This is a genomic window from Pseudomonas zeae (genome assembly GCF_014268485.2).
Classification (GTDB): domain Bacteria; phylum Pseudomonadota; class Gammaproteobacteria; order Pseudomonadales; family Pseudomonadaceae; genus Aquipseudomonas; species Aquipseudomonas neuropathica.
Window position 1 is genome coordinate 127,705 of record NZ_CP077090.1, and the last position, 17,383, is coordinate 145,087.

Annotated in this window: 12 protein-coding genes; 10 read left to right on the plus strand and 2 right to left on the minus strand. The window is 60.6% G+C overall.

Going from position 1 to position 17,383, the window contains the following annotated elements; all coding sequences use genetic code 11:
- Positions 1-29: 29 nt before the first annotated feature.
- The 4 genes from HU754_RS00590 to HU754_RS00605 all read left to right on the plus strand — a co-directional run bounded on the left by HU754_RS00590 (position 30) and on the right by HU754_RS00605 (position 8,171).
- Entirely contained in the window at positions 30-1,034 is a 1,005-nt protein-coding gene (locus HU754_RS00590; RefSeq protein ID WP_186620226.1) for an asparaginase, read from the plus strand.
- A 248-nt stretch (positions 1,035-1,282) separates the two neighbouring features.
- Positions 1,283-2,275, plus strand: coding sequence for an AraC family transcriptional regulator (locus HU754_RS00595; RefSeq protein ID WP_116254211.1), 993 nt, complete (start codon positions 1,283-1,285; stop codon positions 2,273-2,275).
- Between the two features lie 123 nt (positions 2,276-2,398).
- Positions 2,399-3,424, plus strand: a complete 1,026-nt coding sequence (locus tag HU754_RS00600; protein WP_186620228.1) for a histone deacetylase family protein — start codon at positions 2,399-2,401, stop codon at positions 3,422-3,424.
- A gap of 151 nt (positions 3,425-3,575) precedes the next feature.
- Complete coding sequence (locus tag HU754_RS00605) at positions 3,576-8,171, plus strand: dermonecrotic toxin domain-containing protein (RefSeq protein WP_186620230.1); 4,596 nt, start codon at positions 3,576-3,578, stop codon at positions 8,169-8,171.
- On the opposite strand, the gene pdxR is transcribed toward HU754_RS00605, so the two are convergent.
- Positions 8,128-9,681, minus strand: coding sequence for a MocR-like pyridoxine biosynthesis transcription factor PdxR (pdxR, locus tag HU754_RS00610; RefSeq protein WP_186620232.1), 1,554 nt, complete (start codon positions 9,679-9,681; stop codon positions 8,128-8,130). The genes HU754_RS00605 and pdxR overlap by 44 nt on opposite strands.
- A 92-nt stretch (positions 9,682-9,773) precedes the next feature.
- Between pdxR and HU754_RS00615 the strand changes: the two genes are divergently transcribed.
- From HU754_RS00615 to HU754_RS00625, 3 genes are read left to right on the plus strand one after another with little or no spacing between them, the layout of a single operon-like run.
- Positions 9,774-10,397 (plus strand): FMN-binding negative transcriptional regulator, encoded by a 624-nt coding sequence (locus tag HU754_RS00615; protein ID WP_093429613.1) that lies wholly within the window; start codon positions 9,774-9,776, stop codon positions 10,395-10,397.
- Positions 10,398-10,408: 11 nt separating this feature from the next.
- On the plus strand, positions 10,409-10,855 hold the full coding sequence (locus tag HU754_RS00620) for a GNAT family N-acetyltransferase (RefSeq protein WP_186620233.1): 447 nt from the start codon (positions 10,409-10,411) through the stop codon (positions 10,853-10,855).
- Positions 10,856-10,867: 12 nt separating this feature from the next.
- Positions 10,868-11,539: a GNAT family N-acetyltransferase gene (locus HU754_RS00625; RefSeq protein WP_186620234.1), complete on the plus strand. Its 672-nt coding sequence runs from the start codon at positions 10,868-10,870 to the stop codon at positions 11,537-11,539.
- A gap of 100 nt (positions 11,540-11,639) precedes the next feature.
- On the opposite strand, the gene HU754_RS00630 is transcribed toward HU754_RS00625, so the two are convergent.
- The gene (locus HU754_RS00630) at positions 11,640-12,539 is read right to left on the minus strand and encodes a homocysteine S-methyltransferase family protein (RefSeq protein ID WP_186620235.1); all 900 of its coding nucleotides are present in this window, start codon (positions 12,537-12,539) and stop codon (positions 11,640-11,642) included.
- Positions 12,540-12,652: 113 nt separating this feature from the next.
- Between HU754_RS00630 and HU754_RS00635 the strand changes: the two genes are divergently transcribed.
- The 3 genes from HU754_RS00635 to HU754_RS00645 all read left to right on the plus strand — a co-directional run bounded on the left by HU754_RS00635 (position 12,653) and on the right by HU754_RS00645 (position 17,349).
- Positions 12,653-13,474 carry an ABC transporter substrate-binding protein gene (locus HU754_RS00635; RefSeq protein WP_186620236.1) on the plus strand — a complete coding sequence of 274 codons (822 nt, stop codon included), beginning with the start codon at positions 12,653-12,655 and terminating at the stop codon, positions 13,472-13,474.
- On the plus strand, positions 13,471-14,310 hold the full coding sequence (locus tag HU754_RS00640) for an amino acid ABC transporter permease (RefSeq protein ID WP_099757553.1): 840 nt from the start codon (positions 13,471-13,473) through the stop codon (positions 14,308-14,310). The genes HU754_RS00635 and HU754_RS00640 overlap by 4 nt, the downstream gene beginning before the upstream one ends.
- An 81-nt stretch (positions 14,311-14,391) precedes the next feature.
- Positions 14,392-17,349, plus strand: a complete 2,958-nt coding sequence (locus tag HU754_RS00645; RefSeq protein ID WP_186620240.1) for an autotransporter outer membrane beta-barrel domain-containing protein — start codon at positions 14,392-14,394, stop codon at positions 17,347-17,349.
- Positions 17,350-17,383 lie beyond the last annotated feature (34 nt).

Sequence of the window (17,383 nt, forward strand, 5' to 3'; positions counted from 1 at the left end):
ACAATGTCATCTCTTGTGGAGACCCTCAGATGATTGCCAATTCCTATCCCGCCGCCCAACACGTCATGGTGCTCTACACCGGTGGCACCATCGGCATGCAGGCCAGCGCCAACGGTCTGGCCCCGGCATCCGGTTTCGAAGCGCGGATGCGCGACTACCTGCACAGTCAGCCTGAGCTCGTTGTGCCGCAGTGGCGCTTCCGGGAAATGTCGCCGCTGATCGACAGCGCCAACATGACCCCGGCCTATTGGCAGCAACTGCGTGAAGCGGTGGTCGATGCCGTGGATGTGCAAGGTTGCGACAGCGTGCTGATCCTGCACGGCACCGACACCCTGGCTTACAGTGCGGCGGCGATGAGCTTCCAGTTACTGGGGCTGAATGCTCGCGTGTGTTTCACCGGCTCCATGCTGCCAGCCGGTGTTACCGACAGCGATGCCTGGGAAAACCTCGGTGGCGCACTGATCGCCCTCGGCCAAGGCCTGGCGCCCGGTGTGCATCTGTACTTCCACGGTGAGTTACTGGCGCCAACCCGTTGCGCGAAGGTGCGCAGCTTCGGCCGTCATCCGTTCAAACGACTTGAGCGTCAGGGCGGCGGCGTGAAAGCGCCTTCGATTCCAGCGTCGTTGAACTACAACCAGCCGAAGCAACTGGCCAAGGTTGCTGTGCTGCCACTGTTCCCCGGCATCAGCGCCGAAGTCCTCGATGGTCTGCTCGCCAGCGGCATTCAGGGTCTGGTGCTGGAGTGCTACGGCAGCGGTACAGGGCCGAGCGACAACCCTGAGTTTCTGGCAAGCCTTGGCCGTGCGCGGGATAACGGTGTGGTGGTGGTTGCCGTGACGCAATGCCATGAAGGCGGCGTTGAGCTGGATGTGTACGAGGCTGGCAGTCGATTGCGCGGTGTCGGCGTGTTGTCCGGTGGCGGCATGACTCGTGAGGCGGCGTTCGGCAAGTTGCATGGGGTGCTCGGTGCGGGGCTGGAAACTCAAGAAGTGCGTCGGCTGATCGAACTGGATCTGTGTGGTGAGCTGCTCTGAGCACGACTCAGGATCGGCCCTCACCCTAGCCCTCTCCCGAAGGGAGAGGGAACTGACCGAGTTGTTTTTCGCTGTCTGTCGACCTGATAAATCGCGTCGATTGTGGATTCGGCAGAGATGTATCACCTCGGTGCATCTCGCCAATATCCCCCAATCGGCCCCCTCTACCTTTGGGAGAGGGTTGGGGTGAGGGGCTGCTGCGGCATGCAACTTGCTGCATTCCAGCCATCCTCAGGCTGGAAGATCTTATGCTCCACTCCCACCTCACCACCCTCAACGCCGTCTCGCTAATCCTCAACACCTTCAAAGCCGAAGGCCTGTCGAGCGAAGCGTTGCTGGCCGGCAGCGGCATCAGTGCGGCGGATCTCAGCCGGGCCGACACGCGCATCACCACCAATCAAGAGATGCAGGTCTGCGCCAATGCGGTCGCGCTTAAGCACGATATCGGTCTGGAGCTGGGCCGGCGCATGCACGTTTCCTGCTACGGCATCCTTGGCTATGCCTTGCTGACTTGTGCCACCTTCGGTGACGCTTTGCGCCTGGCGATTCGTTATCCGGCGCTGTTGGGAACACTTTTCGAACTGAGTCTGGAGGACGATGGCGAACGCGTCTGGTTCGTCGCGGCCGATTATCGCGAGAGCCCGGCGATGGCGGTGTTCAATGCCGAGTTCTGCCTGGTGTCGCTGAAAGTCATTTGTGATGACCTGCTCGGGCATCCGCTGCCCTTGCTCGCCACGCGCTTCGAACACGCCGCACCGGATTACCGTGACAGTTATGCCGAGCACTTCGACAGCCCGCTGCACTTCGCCGCCAAGGACAACGCCTTCGCCTTCGACCGTCACTGGCTCGATCAACCGCTGCCGCTGGCCGATGCCATCACCCATCAAGCCATGGCCGAACGCTGCCGCAAGCAGAACCTTGAGTTCACCGGACGCCAAGCGTGGCTCGGGCGCATCCGCCAGTTGCTCAGCGCCCAACTGAACGCCGCGCCGGGGCTGGAAGGTCTGGCGCAACAGATGAAGTGCTCGCCACGCACTCTGCGCCGGCATCTCAAGGACATGGGCTGCAGCTATCAGGAATTGCTCGATGAACTGCGCTTCGAGCGAGCCAAGCAGATGTTGTGTGAGGATCAGTTGCCGATCTACCGCATCGCCGAGACCCTTGGCTTCAGTGAGACTGCGAGCTTTCGTCATGCCTTCGTGCGCTGGAGCGGCGTGGCGCCGAGTCAATTCCGGGCCTGAGGGGCGAATTGCGGTCAGTTTTTTTGGCCATATCCATCCCCTTTTGGCCTTTCCTGCCGTTTTCCGATTCACCTCGCGCCGCAACACTGGGAGCAACCGAATCAGCCCTGCGGAGAACAACAAATGCTGACGATCTACTCGGACGATCACCACCTGCACCATGGCCGCTGCGAACTCATCGATGGCCAACTGAAGCCGTGCTTCGAGATGCCGTCGCGCGCCGACCATGTGCTGCAGCGCGTTAAAAACCAGAAGCTCGGCTCGGTCGAAGCGCCGAAGGATTTCGGTCTGGAGCCGATCGCCCGTATCCACAGCCGTGACTACCTCGACTTTTTCAAAGGCGCGTGGGCGCGCTGGACTGAATTCAATACCGACGGCGATCTGCTGCCCTACACCTGGCCGGCGCGCACTCTGCGTGCAATCAAACCGACCAGCCTGCACGGCCAGCTCGGTTATTACAGCTTCGATGGCGGCGCACCGATCACCGCCGGCACCTGGCAAGCGGCGTACAGCGCGGCGCAAGTGGCCCTGACCGCACAAGCGGAAATTCAGCGCGGCGCGCGCGCGGCATTCGCCTTGTGCCGGCCACCGGGACACCACGCCGCCAGCGATTTGATGGGCGGTTATTGCTACCTCAACAACGCCGCCATCGCCGCACAAGCCTTTCTCGATCAGGGCCACAGGAAAGTCGCGATCCTCGACGTCGATTACCATCACGGCAACGGTACGCAGTCGATTTTCTATGAGCGCAGCGACGTGCTGTTCACCTCGATCCACGGCCACCCGGAAGCAGAATTTCCGTTTTTCCTCGGCTACGACGATGAGCGTGGCGAAGGCGCTGGGGAAGGCTTCAACTTCAACTATCCGCTACCCGCAGGCTCCGGCTGGGACGTGTGGAGTGCGGCGCTGGATCAGGCCTGCGACGAGATCGATCGCTACGGCGCCGACATCATTGTCGTATCGCTCGGCGTCGACACCTTCAAGGATGACCCGATTTCGCAGTTCAAACTCGACAGCCCCGATTACCTGGCGATGGGCAAGCGCATCGCTGCACTCGGCAAACCGACATTGTTCGTCATGGAGGGCGGTTACGCTGTGGAGGAAATCGGCATCAACGCGGTGAACGTACTGGAAGGCTTCGAACGATAACCAGATTCCCGTCGCAACCGTAAACACCAGACCCGCCCAGGCGGGTCTTTTTTTGCCCGCAATATGTATGTACCGCACGTGCGCCGCCGCTCGCCGCTACCTTGCCCGGAACCGCCGCCCTTGGGCGCGCCCATCAGAGCAGGAGTTGCCCATGCCCGAAATCCCCTCGCCCAGCGCCGTCGATGTCGTGACTCAACTGGTGACCGGCCCGTCACTGCGAGAAGTTGCGTCGAAAACGCTGCGCCCCGCGCTCAGGACGCTGTATCCCGACCTCGATCTCGACCCGCAGCTGGCCATGGTCGTAAGACCGACCTGGGTCATTGAAGATGATCGGGTCGTCCCCGGTCGCCACCTGATCGAATCGCTGACCGACACCCTGGTACGCCTGGGCCTCTCCGGCACGACTGTGGCGTATCTCGACGGTGAGCATTATCTGACCTTGCAGCCCGACCTGCCGTCCGCCATCCAGCTCCCGGTGAAAATCAGCGCGATCGGTAAGCTGCTCAATGAGCTGGCACCGTTGCTGTTCATCGCCTACAAGGAACACCAGGTCAATTACTGGGATGATTTCACCTACCCAGGGCAGCCGCGCTGGCAGCAGATGTCACAGGCCCTGCGCAATTTGTGGAAGGTCGACGCGAACCCTGGCTGGGATGCCGACCAGCGCGCCATGGCCGAAGCGCTTTATAAATACCCGGACAAACACCAGCGACTGCCCACCGACAAATACAAGACCCGCGCCTGTCTGATTGATCTTGACCGCGGCGAGGGTGACGAGCAGAAGCATGTGACCCTGCTCGATACCGCGGTACTGATCGGCACCGATGACAAGCGCACCTTGATCATGACCCACTCGGTGCTGCAGGGCTTCGAGAGTTTTCAATCGCTGGAAAAACTCGGCGAAGCCCTGCCGCGTCGTTATTGGCAAGGTGCCTCCGGTGCCGGGTTGAAATGGCGACTGGTCGAACCACAGGGCCATTTCTTCGACTATCAAGCCTGCACACTGGTCGCCCTGGAAGCCGAGGCGCTGGGCGCGATCAATTATTTTCAGGGTTCGAGTTCCAGCGAGCTATATCCGCACACCGGGACTGTCGGCAATCCGCGAGAGCCGACACCGCGCCTCAAACCTCATATCGCTCGCCTGCGTCCGATGCTGCCAGAATGGCTCGACAGCGCCTCTCCCGCCGATCAAACCCGTTACAGCCGGCATCTGCTGGATCTGACGATGGTGCAGCACACGAACAAGGGAAAATCATTTCAAAGCGAAGTCATCAGCCTGCAAGCGTTCACCCGTGATGCCCTGAAACAACAGATAGCCAAGGATCATCCGCAAGCCGGCGAGGTGAGGATCGATGACATCGAGATCAGCATCACCAGCCTGGTGGTCTGGGGCACATTTGTCTTTCCGGGTAACACGCAGACCAAGACGCTGTCGCTCATTGAACTCGCGCTGCAGAACCTCGCGGGGCAGCCAGCCGGCAACAAAACCGTACGTTACAAGGATGGCGGCGTGTTGCCTGAGTGGATGACCGCAAGCTACCTGCAACAACTGGTCAGCAGCGTCGATATCGGCCAGACCTACCCGGCGTACCTGCAAAACCTGCTGATTGACAACAATGAGCAGGCGTCGGCAGTGCAAGCACTTTATGCCAGCCAGTTGCCCATCGAACTGCCGCTGCTGGCGTTGCAGCACAAAATACAGGGCAAGACCGGCATCACTGAACAGGGTTACCGCTATGTGGTTGCCGCGCTGGCAAACACCGGCGATGAGCGTCATGTCGATCGCGATGAAATCGTCATTCGCCCGCTGGGGTTCGTGGCCCATCGCAGTCGATCACAGGCCGACATCGTCAACAACATGTTCGTCATCGGCCCGCGCGAGGCGGACAAAGGGCCGTGCCTGCTTTATCGACCACTGTTCGAAACGGCACTGATGCAATTTCCCTCACACGCCAACCTGTTTTACGAGATCCAGCACTCACAGGAGCTGCGCGAATCGGTCCTGGCCTGGTTGCCGGACGATGTGCGCTTCAAGTACAGCCAGTTCGTCTTCACCGCCCGATTGCCTTCAGTCTGGACTATCCCGCAATTGCTGGTGAACCCCTTCACCGCCCTCGACATGTCCGGCCCCGTTGCGCTGGCGACCGCAACGATTGAACACGATGTACTGGCGACCCTGCATAACAGCAACGTGCAGGCTGTCATCACCCAGGCCGATCGGCAATCGGTCTCTGATGCAGAAGCACGCTGGGCAACGCTCAAACACGGCGGCTGGATGCTGTTCAACGCGGCGTTGCCATTCCTCGGGCGCAGCGTCGGCACGGCAGCGTGGATCTGGCAGATCATGGACGACCTGCAAGAGATCAGCGACGAGGCCAATGAGCAATCCGGCAAGCTTGCCTGGACAGCCCTCACCGACATTCTCCTGGCCTTGGGCATGGTGCTCGCCCATCGCGCAGCGGTCGGCGACAAGCCATTCAGCGAGTCGATCCCGCAGGAAGAACCCACCGCCACCGTCACCACCGAACTTGTCGTCAGCAAACCGTTGCAGTTGCCGGACGTATCCAGCACTGCACTGCCCATTGCGCATGAGATGGTGGTCAACCCCTTCACGGCGCTGAAACGATCCCCGGTCGCACTCGCAGCGCTGCTCGACAGTTTTCAGATCGCCAAACCCAAAGGCATCGGCGATGCCGCCACCGAGGGCACACACAGGCATCTTTATCCCCGCCAACAACAGTGGTTCGCTCCCGTAGGCCAGCGCTGGTTCGAAGTCATGCTCAATGAGCACGCCGAGGTGCAGATCATCGACTCGCGCCAGCAACCGCCGCGCAACGGGCCGCAACTGACCCGCACGGCCAACGGCCAATGGGTGGTCGACCTTCGCTTGCGCCTGCGAGGCGGCGGACTCGACAGCGCACTTGAGGCCGTTCAGGACGTGAGCAAAATGGACGCCAGGCAACTGACTGCCGAAATCAGTGCGTTCGACGTAACGATGAAAGCCAAGCAGACTCAGTGTGATGCTGACCACAAAGCCTTCAACGATGCGGTCGGGCAAGCACGAGGACCGGCACGCGAGCACTATCTGGCAACGCTAGACGCACAACTCAAGGCGTACGGCGCGAATATTGAACAGATCAAGGCGTTGAATCAGAAAGAGCCGATTCCGAACTACCGGACCGTCATGATTGAGCGACTGCAAATGCAGCTGTTTCTCGGGCAGGAATGGCTCGACCTGCATTCCGCCGTATTTCAGACTGACCTGAAGGCCATGCAGACAATGCTTGCCGATGAAGCCGGATTCATCGCGCAGGCGTTTGTTCAGACCTTTGAAAGAATGACCCTCCAGACCCAGGCCATCATTGAAAAAACAGAGTTGGCCAATAGCCGTTTTGACGAACTGATGTTGTTGGGAAAAGATGCCGTCAAAATTATTCCAACCTATCGCAAGGCATTGCCGAAATATGATCTGAACGACCTCAAGCTTTTGCAGATCAGTCTTGGCCAGGAAATTTGCATCAAGGCCGGTACGACAGCGGACGCCGCCAATGCCTATCAGGCACTCGCCAGTCTCATCGAAGACGCCGCGTTGAGTATCCAGAGCACGCTGAATCTGACCGAGGATGAAAGCCTCGACAACCTGCGCGAACGCATCGATGTCCTGAGCAATGTGGCCGAACAGTTTTCCGCCATCGATCAGCGCTTTGGTGATCTGCTCATCGACTACCCCGAACACATCAACACTGAGCGACTGCAGCATGTGCGTAAACGGGTAAACGGGTTCAGGGCGCGCACGGATGTAAAGCTGGCCGAGTTGCTGCACTTCAAGCACTTGCTGGGACCGACATCGGGGCCTTCGAAGGCGAGATCATCAACGCGCCAGATCATCAAAACCCAATCCAGAGGCACGGTAGTCGGCAATCGAAAAAAACGCATCAAGGGGCAAAAATCCGACCAGGTGGAAGTACGAACCACCCTGACGGGTGTCATCGCCACATTCCAGGAAGAGTCACCCGGTGTCTGGGTAGAACAGCGCACGGCAAAGACCCGCCAACCCAAGGCCCATTCATCCGTGAGTGCCAGCAGCCGTGCCGGCCAGGCGCTGATCGACGGCCTGGATGCATTCCACCAACGTATCGAGGCTCACCTCAAACGAGGGCGGCGGATACCTGTCGAGGTCGAGGAGGAATACCACAAGCATGCCGCTGTCTTGCGCGAAGCCAATGCGGCGATTGATGAAGCATTGACCGCCAGTAATCTGACCGCAGACTTCAAAAAGCCGACCGAAGAAATCGGCCACAAGCTTGACGAGGCCGCTAACGCCCTTGACGAAAAAGGCACCAGCATTCGCATCGGACTGATCAAACAACAACCGCCGACTGCGGCGGGGGTGCAGTGGCTCAAAGAAAAAGGTGAAGTAACGGTTTCCAAAACCATTACCCGTCGCCGGCTCAAAGGCCACTCAAGGGGTTTTCTCGACGAATACGAAGTACGCGATGCCCACACCGGCAAGGTGCTGTGTTACGCACACTTCCACTACAGCAGTGTCGACGCTCCCGTCGCTTCGTTTACCGCCGGGCACATGAAAACAGTCGCGCAACGACACATCGGCGGTTCCCACGAGCCGAGCGATCCCACCAGTTCGCAGCTCCTCGAAATCCATCGCAGCGAGATTTCACGACAGTCAGCCGAGCATCTGTTCTTCACGCCTGCCAAACCTGCCGCAAGCGCTTCAGTGCCGCTGTAATGTCAGGTTCAGGGACGGCGGCAAAGCCCAGGACCAACCCGGCGCGCTGGTCCAGCGGTGTAGTGGAGTCCGGCAGCCAGTAACTGCTCAAGCCGTTGATCTCCACGTCAACGCCTGCTGCCTGCGCTATCAACTGCTGCTCGCGCTCGATGCTTGTTACGGCCACGGTCAGGTGCAGCCCGGCGGAAACGGCGGGCAAATCTCCAACACCGGCAATGGCGGTCGGCCAACCGTGGAGCAAGGTATTGCGACGGCTCAGGGCGGCGCGGCGCATGCGCCGGATATGCCGCTGGAAATGCCCGGCCGCCATGAACTCGGCCATCACCGCTTGGGTACTGACCTCGGAATGGCGGACATCCACCGCGCGGCGTTGCGAGAAGGCATCGACCAGCGCCGGCGGCAGCACCAGATAACCGAGGCGCAATGCCGGAAAGGCAACCTTGCCGAAAGTACCGACATACAGCACTCGCCCCTGTCGATCGAGTGCCGCCAACGGCGCCAGCGGCGCACCGGTGTAGCGGTATTCGCCATCGTAGTCGTCCTCGACGATCCAGCCTTGGTTGCGCTCGGCCCAGGCGAGCAGTTCGAGGCGCCGCGCAAGACTCATCACCACGCCTGTCGGGTACTGATGAGAGGGCGTGACATACGCTACCCGACAGTCCCCGGTGGCCGACAACGCCGAGCAGTCCATGCCCTCCTCGTCCACGGCAATACCCTGCAAACGACCTCCTGCCACCGCGAACGCATGACCGGCCGCGCGGTAACCCGGATTCTCGATCGCCACACCGTCGCCCGGCTCCACCAGCAGCTGTGCACAAAGACTAATGCCTTGCTGTGCGCCGCTGGTGATCACAATTTGCTCAGGCGAGCACTGCATGCCGCGCGAACTGCGCAAATAGGCAGCGATCATTGCACGCAGGCGCGCATCGCCGGAAGGATCGCCATAGCACAGTTGCTCCAGATCCGGTTTGCGCCAGAAAGCCGCATTCAGCTTGGCCCACACCTCGAACGGGAACAGATCAAACGCCGGTACACCGACCCGAAAGGCTCGTGGCGGACCACTCGGTGGCCGGGCCAAATGGTTCTTTTCGATGCGCGAAAAACTATCGCTGTGGATAACTTTACTGGATGAAATTACAGGTAAATCCAGCCAATTTGTGGATAAGGCTGTGGGTAAGCCTGTTGAAAACCCTGTGGATACTTTTGTGGATAATTTTTTCGCAGGGCTCGCTACCGGCATCAATTGTGCGACGTAGGTGCCATCGCCTACCCGCCCTTCGATAAAGCCTTCGGCATACAGTTGATCGTAGGCGCGCACCACGCTGTTGCGGGAAATCCCCAACGCCGCCGCCAGATCGCGACTGGCTGGCAACCGCGTGCCGCTCGCCAGCCGTCCATCCAGCACCCGCAGGCGCAAAGCCTGATACAGCTGACGGCTCAAACCCTGACGGCGATCAAGCTCGATCCCGGCAGGGTTGAACGGCATGGATAACAGCGGCGAATCGGGCATGGCAATGGACCTATGAAATTGGTCATCAATGGCTCTTACAACAGACCAATAGCCTGCCTAGGATGCTGGCATTCGCCAAGGAAAATCTGCCCATGTACACGCCACGCGCCTTTGCCATCGAAGAATTGTCCCAACTGCACGAACTGATTCTCGCCACCCGCCTCGCCATTCTGGTGAGCCATGGCGAAAGCGGCTTGCAGGCCAGCCATGTGCCGGTACTGCTGCATTGCGAACAGGGCGAGTACGGCACGCTCTACGGGCACCTGGCCCGCGCCAACCCACAGTGGAAAGACCTGCGCGACGGCGCCGAAGCCATGCTGATCTTCGCCGGCGCCGATGCCTACGTCAGCCCGGGCTTTTACCCGAGCAAGGCCGAACACGGCAAAGTCGTGCCGACCTGGAACTACATCGCCGTGCACGCTTATGGCCACGCCGAAACCTTCAGCGATGGCGGACGCCTGCTCGACATCGTCAGCACCCTCACCGACCGGCATGAGGCCGGCCGCGCCCAACCGTGGTCAGTCGCCGACGCGCCCGCCGATTACATCGACGGCATGCTCAAGGCGATTGTCGGTTTCGCCATTCCCATTGACCGTCTCGAAGGCAAGCGCAAGCTCAGCCAGAACCGCAGCGCCGAAGACATTGCCGGCGTGCGCGAAGGCCTGGCCGCCAGCCCGGACATCAATGATCAAACCCTCGCCCGATTGATGCGCTAAGGAAATCCCCCATGAGTCAGATCGACATTCGCCCGGTCAGCGCCGACGACCACGCCGCCTGGCTGCCGCTATGGCAGGCCTACCTGCGTTTCTACAACACCGAACTGCCGGACGCTGTGACGCACAGCACCTGGCAGCGTTTTCTCGACCCGAACGAATCGACCCACGCCGCCCTCGCCTGGGCTGGCGGTAAAGCGGTAGGCATGGTGCATTACATCTATCATCGTTCGAACTGGAGCATCGAAAACTCCTGCTACCTGCAGGACTTGTTGGTGATCCCGGAGACCCGGGGCACCGGCGTCGGCCGCCAGTTGATCGAACACGTCTACGCCACCGCCAAGGCTGACGGCTGCTGCAAGGTTCATTGGTTGACCCACGAAACCAACGCCACCGCGATCCAGCTCTACGAGCGTATCGCCGAACGCCCGGGCTTCATCCAGTTTCGCCAAGCCCTTTAAGGAGACGCACGCATGATCGCTTCACTCGCTGACTGGAAAGGCGTCCCCGCCCCCACCGCCACCTTGCTTGAAGGGCGTTTTATCCGTCTGGAAAGACTCGACCCGGCGCGCCACGGTGACCAACTGTTCGCCGCACTCGAAGGCCCCGGTGCCGACCCGAAACTCTGGGATTATTTGCCCTACGGCCCGTTCCCGGAACGCAGCGTTTTCGACGCTTGGCTGAACAACCACGCGGCCGCCAGCGACCCGTATTTCTTCAGCGTCGTCGATCGCGCCAGCGGTCAGGTACAAGGCATCCTTAGCCTGATGTCGATTGTCCCGGCCCAGGGCCGTATCGAAATCGGCCACGTCACCTTCGGCGCGCCGATGCAGCGCTCGCCGAGAAGCACCGAAGCGGTGTACCTGTTGGCCAAATATTCCTTCGACCTCGGCTACCGCCGCCTCGAATGGAAATGCAATAACGGCAACGCCCGCTCCAAATACGCTGCCGAACGTCTGGGCTTCAGCTTCGAAGGGGTGTTCCGCCAGCACATGGTGGTCAAGGGCCAGAATCGTGATACCGCGTGGTACTCGATTCTGGATGGCGAGTGGCCGGGAATTGCGGCAGGTTTCGAGCGGTGGCTGTCGGATGAAAATCAGACGCCCGACGGGCAGGTGAAAGGTTTGGTCGAGTGCCGTTCCTGATTATCTGAAAAGCAAAAGATCGCAGCCTGCGGCAGCTCCTACACGGTGAATTTAAATCCCATGCAGGAGTGGCCGCAGGCTGCGATCTTTTGATCTGCGGCTACTCCAGTTTCTGCGCCAGCACCGCAATGTGCTCCGGCCCGATCCCGCAGCAACCGCCCAAATGGCTCGCACCGCGCTGCTGCCAGTCAATCGCCCAGTGCAAGTAACCCGGCGGATCCAGGTCATCGCGCAGCGGATCAAGTCCGTCATTGGCCGTAGCTTCTTTTGGCTGCGGCGGAAACGCATTGGCATAGGCACCAAGGTGAATTTTCGCCCCCAGACGCTCGAAGGTGTCACGCGCGGCATCAATCGCGGCACCGATCACTTCCGGCTGACTGCAATTGAACAACAACGTCTCGACGCCCAACTCAGCCGCCACCGCAGCCGCCTCGGCGACTGGCTCACCCGAGCGCAGGCGCGGCACTTCATCGGTGTCTTCGTCCTTCAAGGTGAACGACAACCAGAACGGTTTGCCATCCTTCGGCAACCCGGCGTGAATGGCACGCGCCTCGATGATCGAGCTTTGGGTTTCCGCCAGCCACAGATCAACGTGCGGGGCCAGACCATTGACCAAGGGCGCCAGCAACTCGGTCACTCGGTCGGCGTTGAACAGATCCGGACGATAGGAGCCAAACAGCGGCGGCAATGAGCCAGCCACTCGCACGGATTTCCCTGAGGCCTGCACCGCACGTCGCGCCAGCTCACCGGCCAACGCTGCCAACGCCTGCCCTTCAGCGGCGAAACGCTCTTCGCCAATATGGAACGGCACCACGGCGTAACTGTTGGTGGTAATCACATTGGCACCACTGGCGATATAAGCGGCATGTACCGCCTCAACCGCTTGCGGCGCCTCGCTCAACGCCAGCGCCGACCACTCCGGCTGACGAAATGGCGCCCCGGCGCGCTGCAACTCACGGCCCATGCCGCCATCGAGAATAATCGTGCTTCCTGCGCCCATATGCTTTTCACTCATATGCTTATGAAAATAACTCACTATCAGAGTCGTTCTTATAACTATTTAATACGCACCATCCGGTTAATAACAACCTCTTTTTTGCTCAGGGATCGACTGTGAAATTTCAACCGCTACTGGCCTTGGGCCTGACCATTCTGGCCGCTTCCACTCAAGCCTTTGCTGGCGCCACGCTGGATCGTATCGAGCAGAAAAAAGAGCTGGTCGGTGTGCTGATGGAAAGCTATCCACCGTTCTCGTTTCTCAATGACCAGAATCAGCTTGATGGCTTCGATGTGGACGTCGCCAAGGCCGTGGCTGACAAGTTGGGCGTGAAGTTGCGACTGGAAACGCCGTCCTGGGACGTCATTGCCGCCGGCCGCTGGAGCGGGCGTTACGATATCTGCATCTGCTCGATGACACCGAGCAAGGCCCGCGCCGAAGTGTTCGATTTCCCGGTCGAGTACTACGCCTCGCCCGCAGTGATCGTAGTCAACGCCAAGGATGATCGGATTCACGCTGCCAAGGATCTGAGTGGCAAAAAAGTCGGCCTCACCAGCGCGTCCAGTTACGAAAGCTATCTGAACAAGAACCTGGTTATCGAAGGTGCCGAAGACAAGCAGCTGCAATACCCGTTCGAAGATGTGCAGATCGCGCCGTACGACACTGACAACGTTGCCTTCCAGGATTTGGGCCTGGGCGCCGGCGTGCGTCTGGATGCAATCCTCACCAACCTCGTCACCGCGCAGCCACGCCTGAACGAAGACAAACGCTTCAAACTGGCCGGCGCGCCGCTGTATTCGGAGCCGAATTCGGTGGCCATCGAAAAGGGCGATGCGCAATGGGACGCCAAAGTGCGCGAGGTGTTCGCGCAACTGAAACAGGACGGCACCCTGAGCAAGCTGTCACAAAAATGGATCGGCGCTGATATCAGCCAATGACTTCTTTCCCGACACCTCCACAGCCACCACAACCGGTGGCTGAATCACGCCTGCAACGCCTGTTCGGTTTTCGTACGCGGCTGTACCTGACATGGGCAGCGCTGTTCTGTCTGTTCGCCGGGTTCTTCCTGAGCTTCGATCTGAAATTCTCGATCATCCTCGACAAACTGCCCAACCTGGTCGGCTTGCACCTGGCGCCCAATGGCTTTCTGCAAGGCGCGGCGCTGACGCTTTTCCTGTGTATGTGCTCGATTGTCGCCTCGTCCCTGCTGGGCTTCATCACGGCATTGGCGCGCCTGTCGAAAAGCGCCGTGGCGTTCGGTATCGCCAGCTTCTACACCTCGTTCTTTCGCGGCACGCCACTGCTCATCCAGATCCTGCTGATCTACCTCGGCTTGCCGCAACTGGGCATCGTGCCTGGCGCCATCGTCGCGGGCATCATTGCCTTGTCGCTGAACTACGGCGCCTATCTCAGCGAGATCTTCCGCGCCGGCATCCTCGGTGTCGACCACGGCCAGCGCGAAGCTTCGCTGGCACTGGGTATGCGCGAGACGGTGATTTTCTGGCGCATCACCCTGCCGCAAGCCATGCGCACGATCATCCCGCCCACCACCAACCAGTTCATCTCGATGCTCAAGGACTCGTCGCTGATCTCGGTGATGGGGGTCTGGGAAGTGATGTTTCTCGCCCAGTCATACGGGCGCTCAAGCTACCGCTATATCGAAATGCTGACGACGGCGGCGATCATTTACTGGCTGATGTCGATTGGCCTGGAGTTGATTCAGGCACGCATGGAGCGGCATTACGGCAAGGCTTACGTGCGTCGCGATCAGTGACTCATCACCTCAAAGACATCATTCTGTAAAAACCCTTCGCTATACAGGACGGCCCGCTTATAACAAAAAGGCCGTCCGACCATGCCGTTCCCGCCCCAGCGTCTGTATCTCGCCATTGCCCTGTTGATCACCGCCACGGCAGCCCACGGCAAAACCGTGCAGATCGACACCGCCACCACGGCAGCGCAAACGCTGGGAGGCAGCGATACGCTGACGATTTCCGCACCGGGCAGCATCACCAACAGCGGCAAGGCCGTGAGCCTGAAAGACAAGACCAGTGGTGCGGGTGTGGTGATCGATAACGCCGGCAAAATCGTGTCCAGCGGTGGCCGGGCCATCGACAGCAGCGGCGACCTGACCCAGGCGCGCAACTACACGATCTACAACCGCAGCGGCGGGCAGATTCTCGGCGCCAACGACGCCTTGCGCATCGACAGCAACTTCGTCAGCGGCAGCCTGTTAATCGACAACAGCGGTGTGATTCGCTCCACTACCGGCCAAGGCCTGGATCTGGATGCGCTGCGCAGCGACGGGGTGAAAACCACCATTATCAACCGCGCCGACGGGCTGATTCGCGGCGACGCCAGCGACGGCATGAAGACCGGGGCCAACGCGACCATTACCAACTACGGCGAGATTTCCACCGGCGATTCGCACAATGCCGACGAGAAGTTCGATGGCATCGATATTGACTCCGCGAGCGGCGTTAGCGTGACCAACTACGGAGTGATTTCCGGCGGCCGGCATGGCATCACCACCGACCTCGGCGCGACACTGATCAACTACGGGCAGATCACCGGCCGCAATGGTTCCGGGTTCGGTTCCGACGGCGATGGCACGGTGATTAACCACGGCACCATCACTGGCGCTTACTCAGGCTTGCAAGCGAACGGTGACGGCGATGGCGTGGACATCGACAAGATCGCCCACATCGAAAACTACGGGACCATTCAGGGCGTCGGTGCAGGTGGTGTCGACAAGGGCGGTTTCGCCAACGGCAGCGAAGGTATTGCCCTCGGTGGTGGCTACATACTCAACGCCAGCAACGCGTTGATCAGCGGTGCCGACAGCGCCATTCTGGTGGACGATGGCAGCGGCGGTTCGGGGCTGGCGGCGACCACCCTGGAAAACTTCGGCACCATTCAAGGCCTCAACGGTTTTGGCGTGAAGTTCGTCGGTGATTTCGCCGACAACGTCATCAACGGCGGCACGATCAGCGGCAGCAATGGCCTGGCGCTGGATCTGGGCAGCGGTAACGATAGCCTGACCTTGCGCAACGGCAGTCGCTTTGTCGGCGTGGTGGATGGCGGCAGCGGTTACGACCGTGTGGTGATGGAGGACGCGGCCGGTGGCAGCTTCGGCGCCAGTCGCAACTTCGAATGGCTGGAGGTCAAGCAAGGCGCGTGGACGCTGTCGGGCAGTGGCGATTTCAGCGACGGCGGCGCGGTGCGCAACGGCGCCATCCTGATCAACCAAGGCAGCATCACTGGCAACCTGACCGTCGACGCTGGCGGTGTGTATGCCGGTGGCGGTTCGGTGGGCAATCTCAACGTCAACGGCACGCTACGCACGGACACCGGACTCGGCCGCGCAACCATCGTTCACGACTTGAACATGGGCAGCGCCGGCACCCTCGCCTACGGCGTCAATGCCGACGGCAGCAGTGCGCCGGTACAGGTCGGCGGCATCGCCAACCTCAACGGTGCAACGCTCGCCGTCAATCCCGGCAGCGGCACCTATCCCTGGCAGAGCCACTACACCGTGCTGCAAGCGGCGCAGGTCAACGGCACCTTCGGCAAGGTCAGCAGCGACTACGCATTCCTGACGCCGACTCTCGCCTACACACCCACGCAAGTCGATCTGACCTACACCCGCAATGATGTGGCGTTCAATGAGTTCGCCACGACTGGCAACGGCACAAACGCCGCCAACAGCCTCGCCTCAATCGGCAAAGACAACGCCTTGTACAACGCCTTGCTCAATACCAGCCAAAGCAGCGCCGGCGCGGCGATCGAGCAACTGGCCGGTGCCAGCAATGCCAACCTGACCAGCGCCACCCTCGGCGCCAGCAGTCAGGTCGGCAGCAGCATGCTCTCGGCGATGCAGCAAATGGGCGCCAGCCCGGGACTGATGGTCGGCCTCGATCAGCGCGACACCCCTGTGCTGGCAGCCAATGGCGTGCCGTCCGAGGCGCGTAATCTGAATGATCCTGACGCTCGCGGGCGGCTCTGGCTGCAAGGCATCGGCGGCTACGGCAAGCTCGATGGCGAACATGGCAGCAGTGGTCTGGAACAACGCACCAAGGGCAGCGTGCTGGGTGCCGACTGGTCGCTGAATCCAGCATGGCGGCTGGGCGTACTCGGTGGCTATTCGAAAACCGATCTGGACGCGACCGGCGTCGACGGCAACGTCGAGAGCTGGCACGCCGGCGTCTACGCGCTGCACCAGAACGGCCCGATCGCTTTGCGCCTCGGCGCGGCGTACAGCGGCCATCAAGGCGAAAGCAAACGCACCATCGCCTTCAATGGTTTCAGCGACCGCCCGAAAGGCGACTACGACGCCGATAGCCAGCAAGCCTTCGCCGAACTCGGCTATGCCATGGGCAGCGGCCGCCTCAGCGCCGAACCATTCGCCAGCCTCGGCTATCAGCGCTACCACCGCGACGGCTACCAGGAAAAAGGTGGCGCCGCCGCACTGCAAGTCGACAGCCAGACCCAAGACAACTTCAGCAGCACCTTCGGCCTGCGCCTGGCGCACCTGAGCAGCCTGGACAACGGCATGAGCGTGACCCCGCGCATGGCCGCTGGCTGGAAACACACCTATGGCGATGTCAGCAGCTCGACTCGTCAGGCCTTTATAACCGGCGGCACGGCGTTCAGTGTCGATGGCAGCTCGCTGGATCGCGACAGCCTGGTGCTGGAGGCCGGTCTGGATGTGGGGATCTCGGCGCGGCACACGCTGGGTGTGGGATACAGCGGCGAGATCGGCAGCAACAGCCGCAATCACGGTTTGATCGGGCAGTGGCAGATGAGCTTTTGAGGGTTGAACAGCCGGCGGGGTCTTGAATGGTTGT

Excerpts from the sequence above, each read along its gene's own strand:
- HU754_RS00590 (WP_186620226.1), top strand. The coding sequence starts at position 30 with ATGATTGCCAATTCCTATCCCGCCGCCCAACACGTCATGGTGCTCTAC.
- HU754_RS00595 (WP_116254211.1), top strand. The coding sequence starts at position 1,283 with ATGCTCCACTCCCACCTCACCACCCTCAACGCCGTCTCGCTAATCCTC.
- HU754_RS00600 (WP_186620228.1), top strand. The coding sequence starts at position 2,399 with ATGCTGACGATCTACTCGGACGATCACCACCTGCACCATGGCCGCTGC.
- HU754_RS00605 (WP_186620230.1), top strand. The coding sequence starts at position 3,576 with ATGCCCGAAATCCCCTCGCCCAGCGCCGTCGATGTCGTGACTCAACTG.
- pdxR (WP_186620232.1), bottom strand. The coding sequence starts at position 9,681 with ATGCCCGATTCGCCGCTGTTATCCATGCCGTTCAACCCTGCCGGGATC.
- HU754_RS00615 (WP_093429613.1), top strand. The coding sequence starts at position 9,774 with ATGTACACGCCACGCGCCTTTGCCATCGAAGAATTGTCCCAACTGCAC.
- HU754_RS00620 (WP_186620233.1), top strand. The coding sequence starts at position 10,409 with ATGAGTCAGATCGACATTCGCCCGGTCAGCGCCGACGACCACGCCGCC.
- HU754_RS00625 (WP_186620234.1), top strand. The coding sequence starts at position 10,868 with ATGATCGCTTCACTCGCTGACTGGAAAGGCGTCCCCGCCCCCACCGCC.
- HU754_RS00630 (WP_186620235.1), bottom strand. The coding sequence starts at position 12,539 with ATGGGCGCAGGAAGCACGATTATTCTCGATGGCGGCATGGGCCGTGAG.
- HU754_RS00640 (WP_099757553.1), top strand. The coding sequence starts at position 13,471 with ATGACTTCTTTCCCGACACCTCCACAGCCACCACAACCGGTGGCTGAA.
- HU754_RS00645 (WP_186620240.1), top strand. The coding sequence starts at position 14,392 with ATGCCGTTCCCGCCCCAGCGTCTGTATCTCGCCATTGCCCTGTTGATC.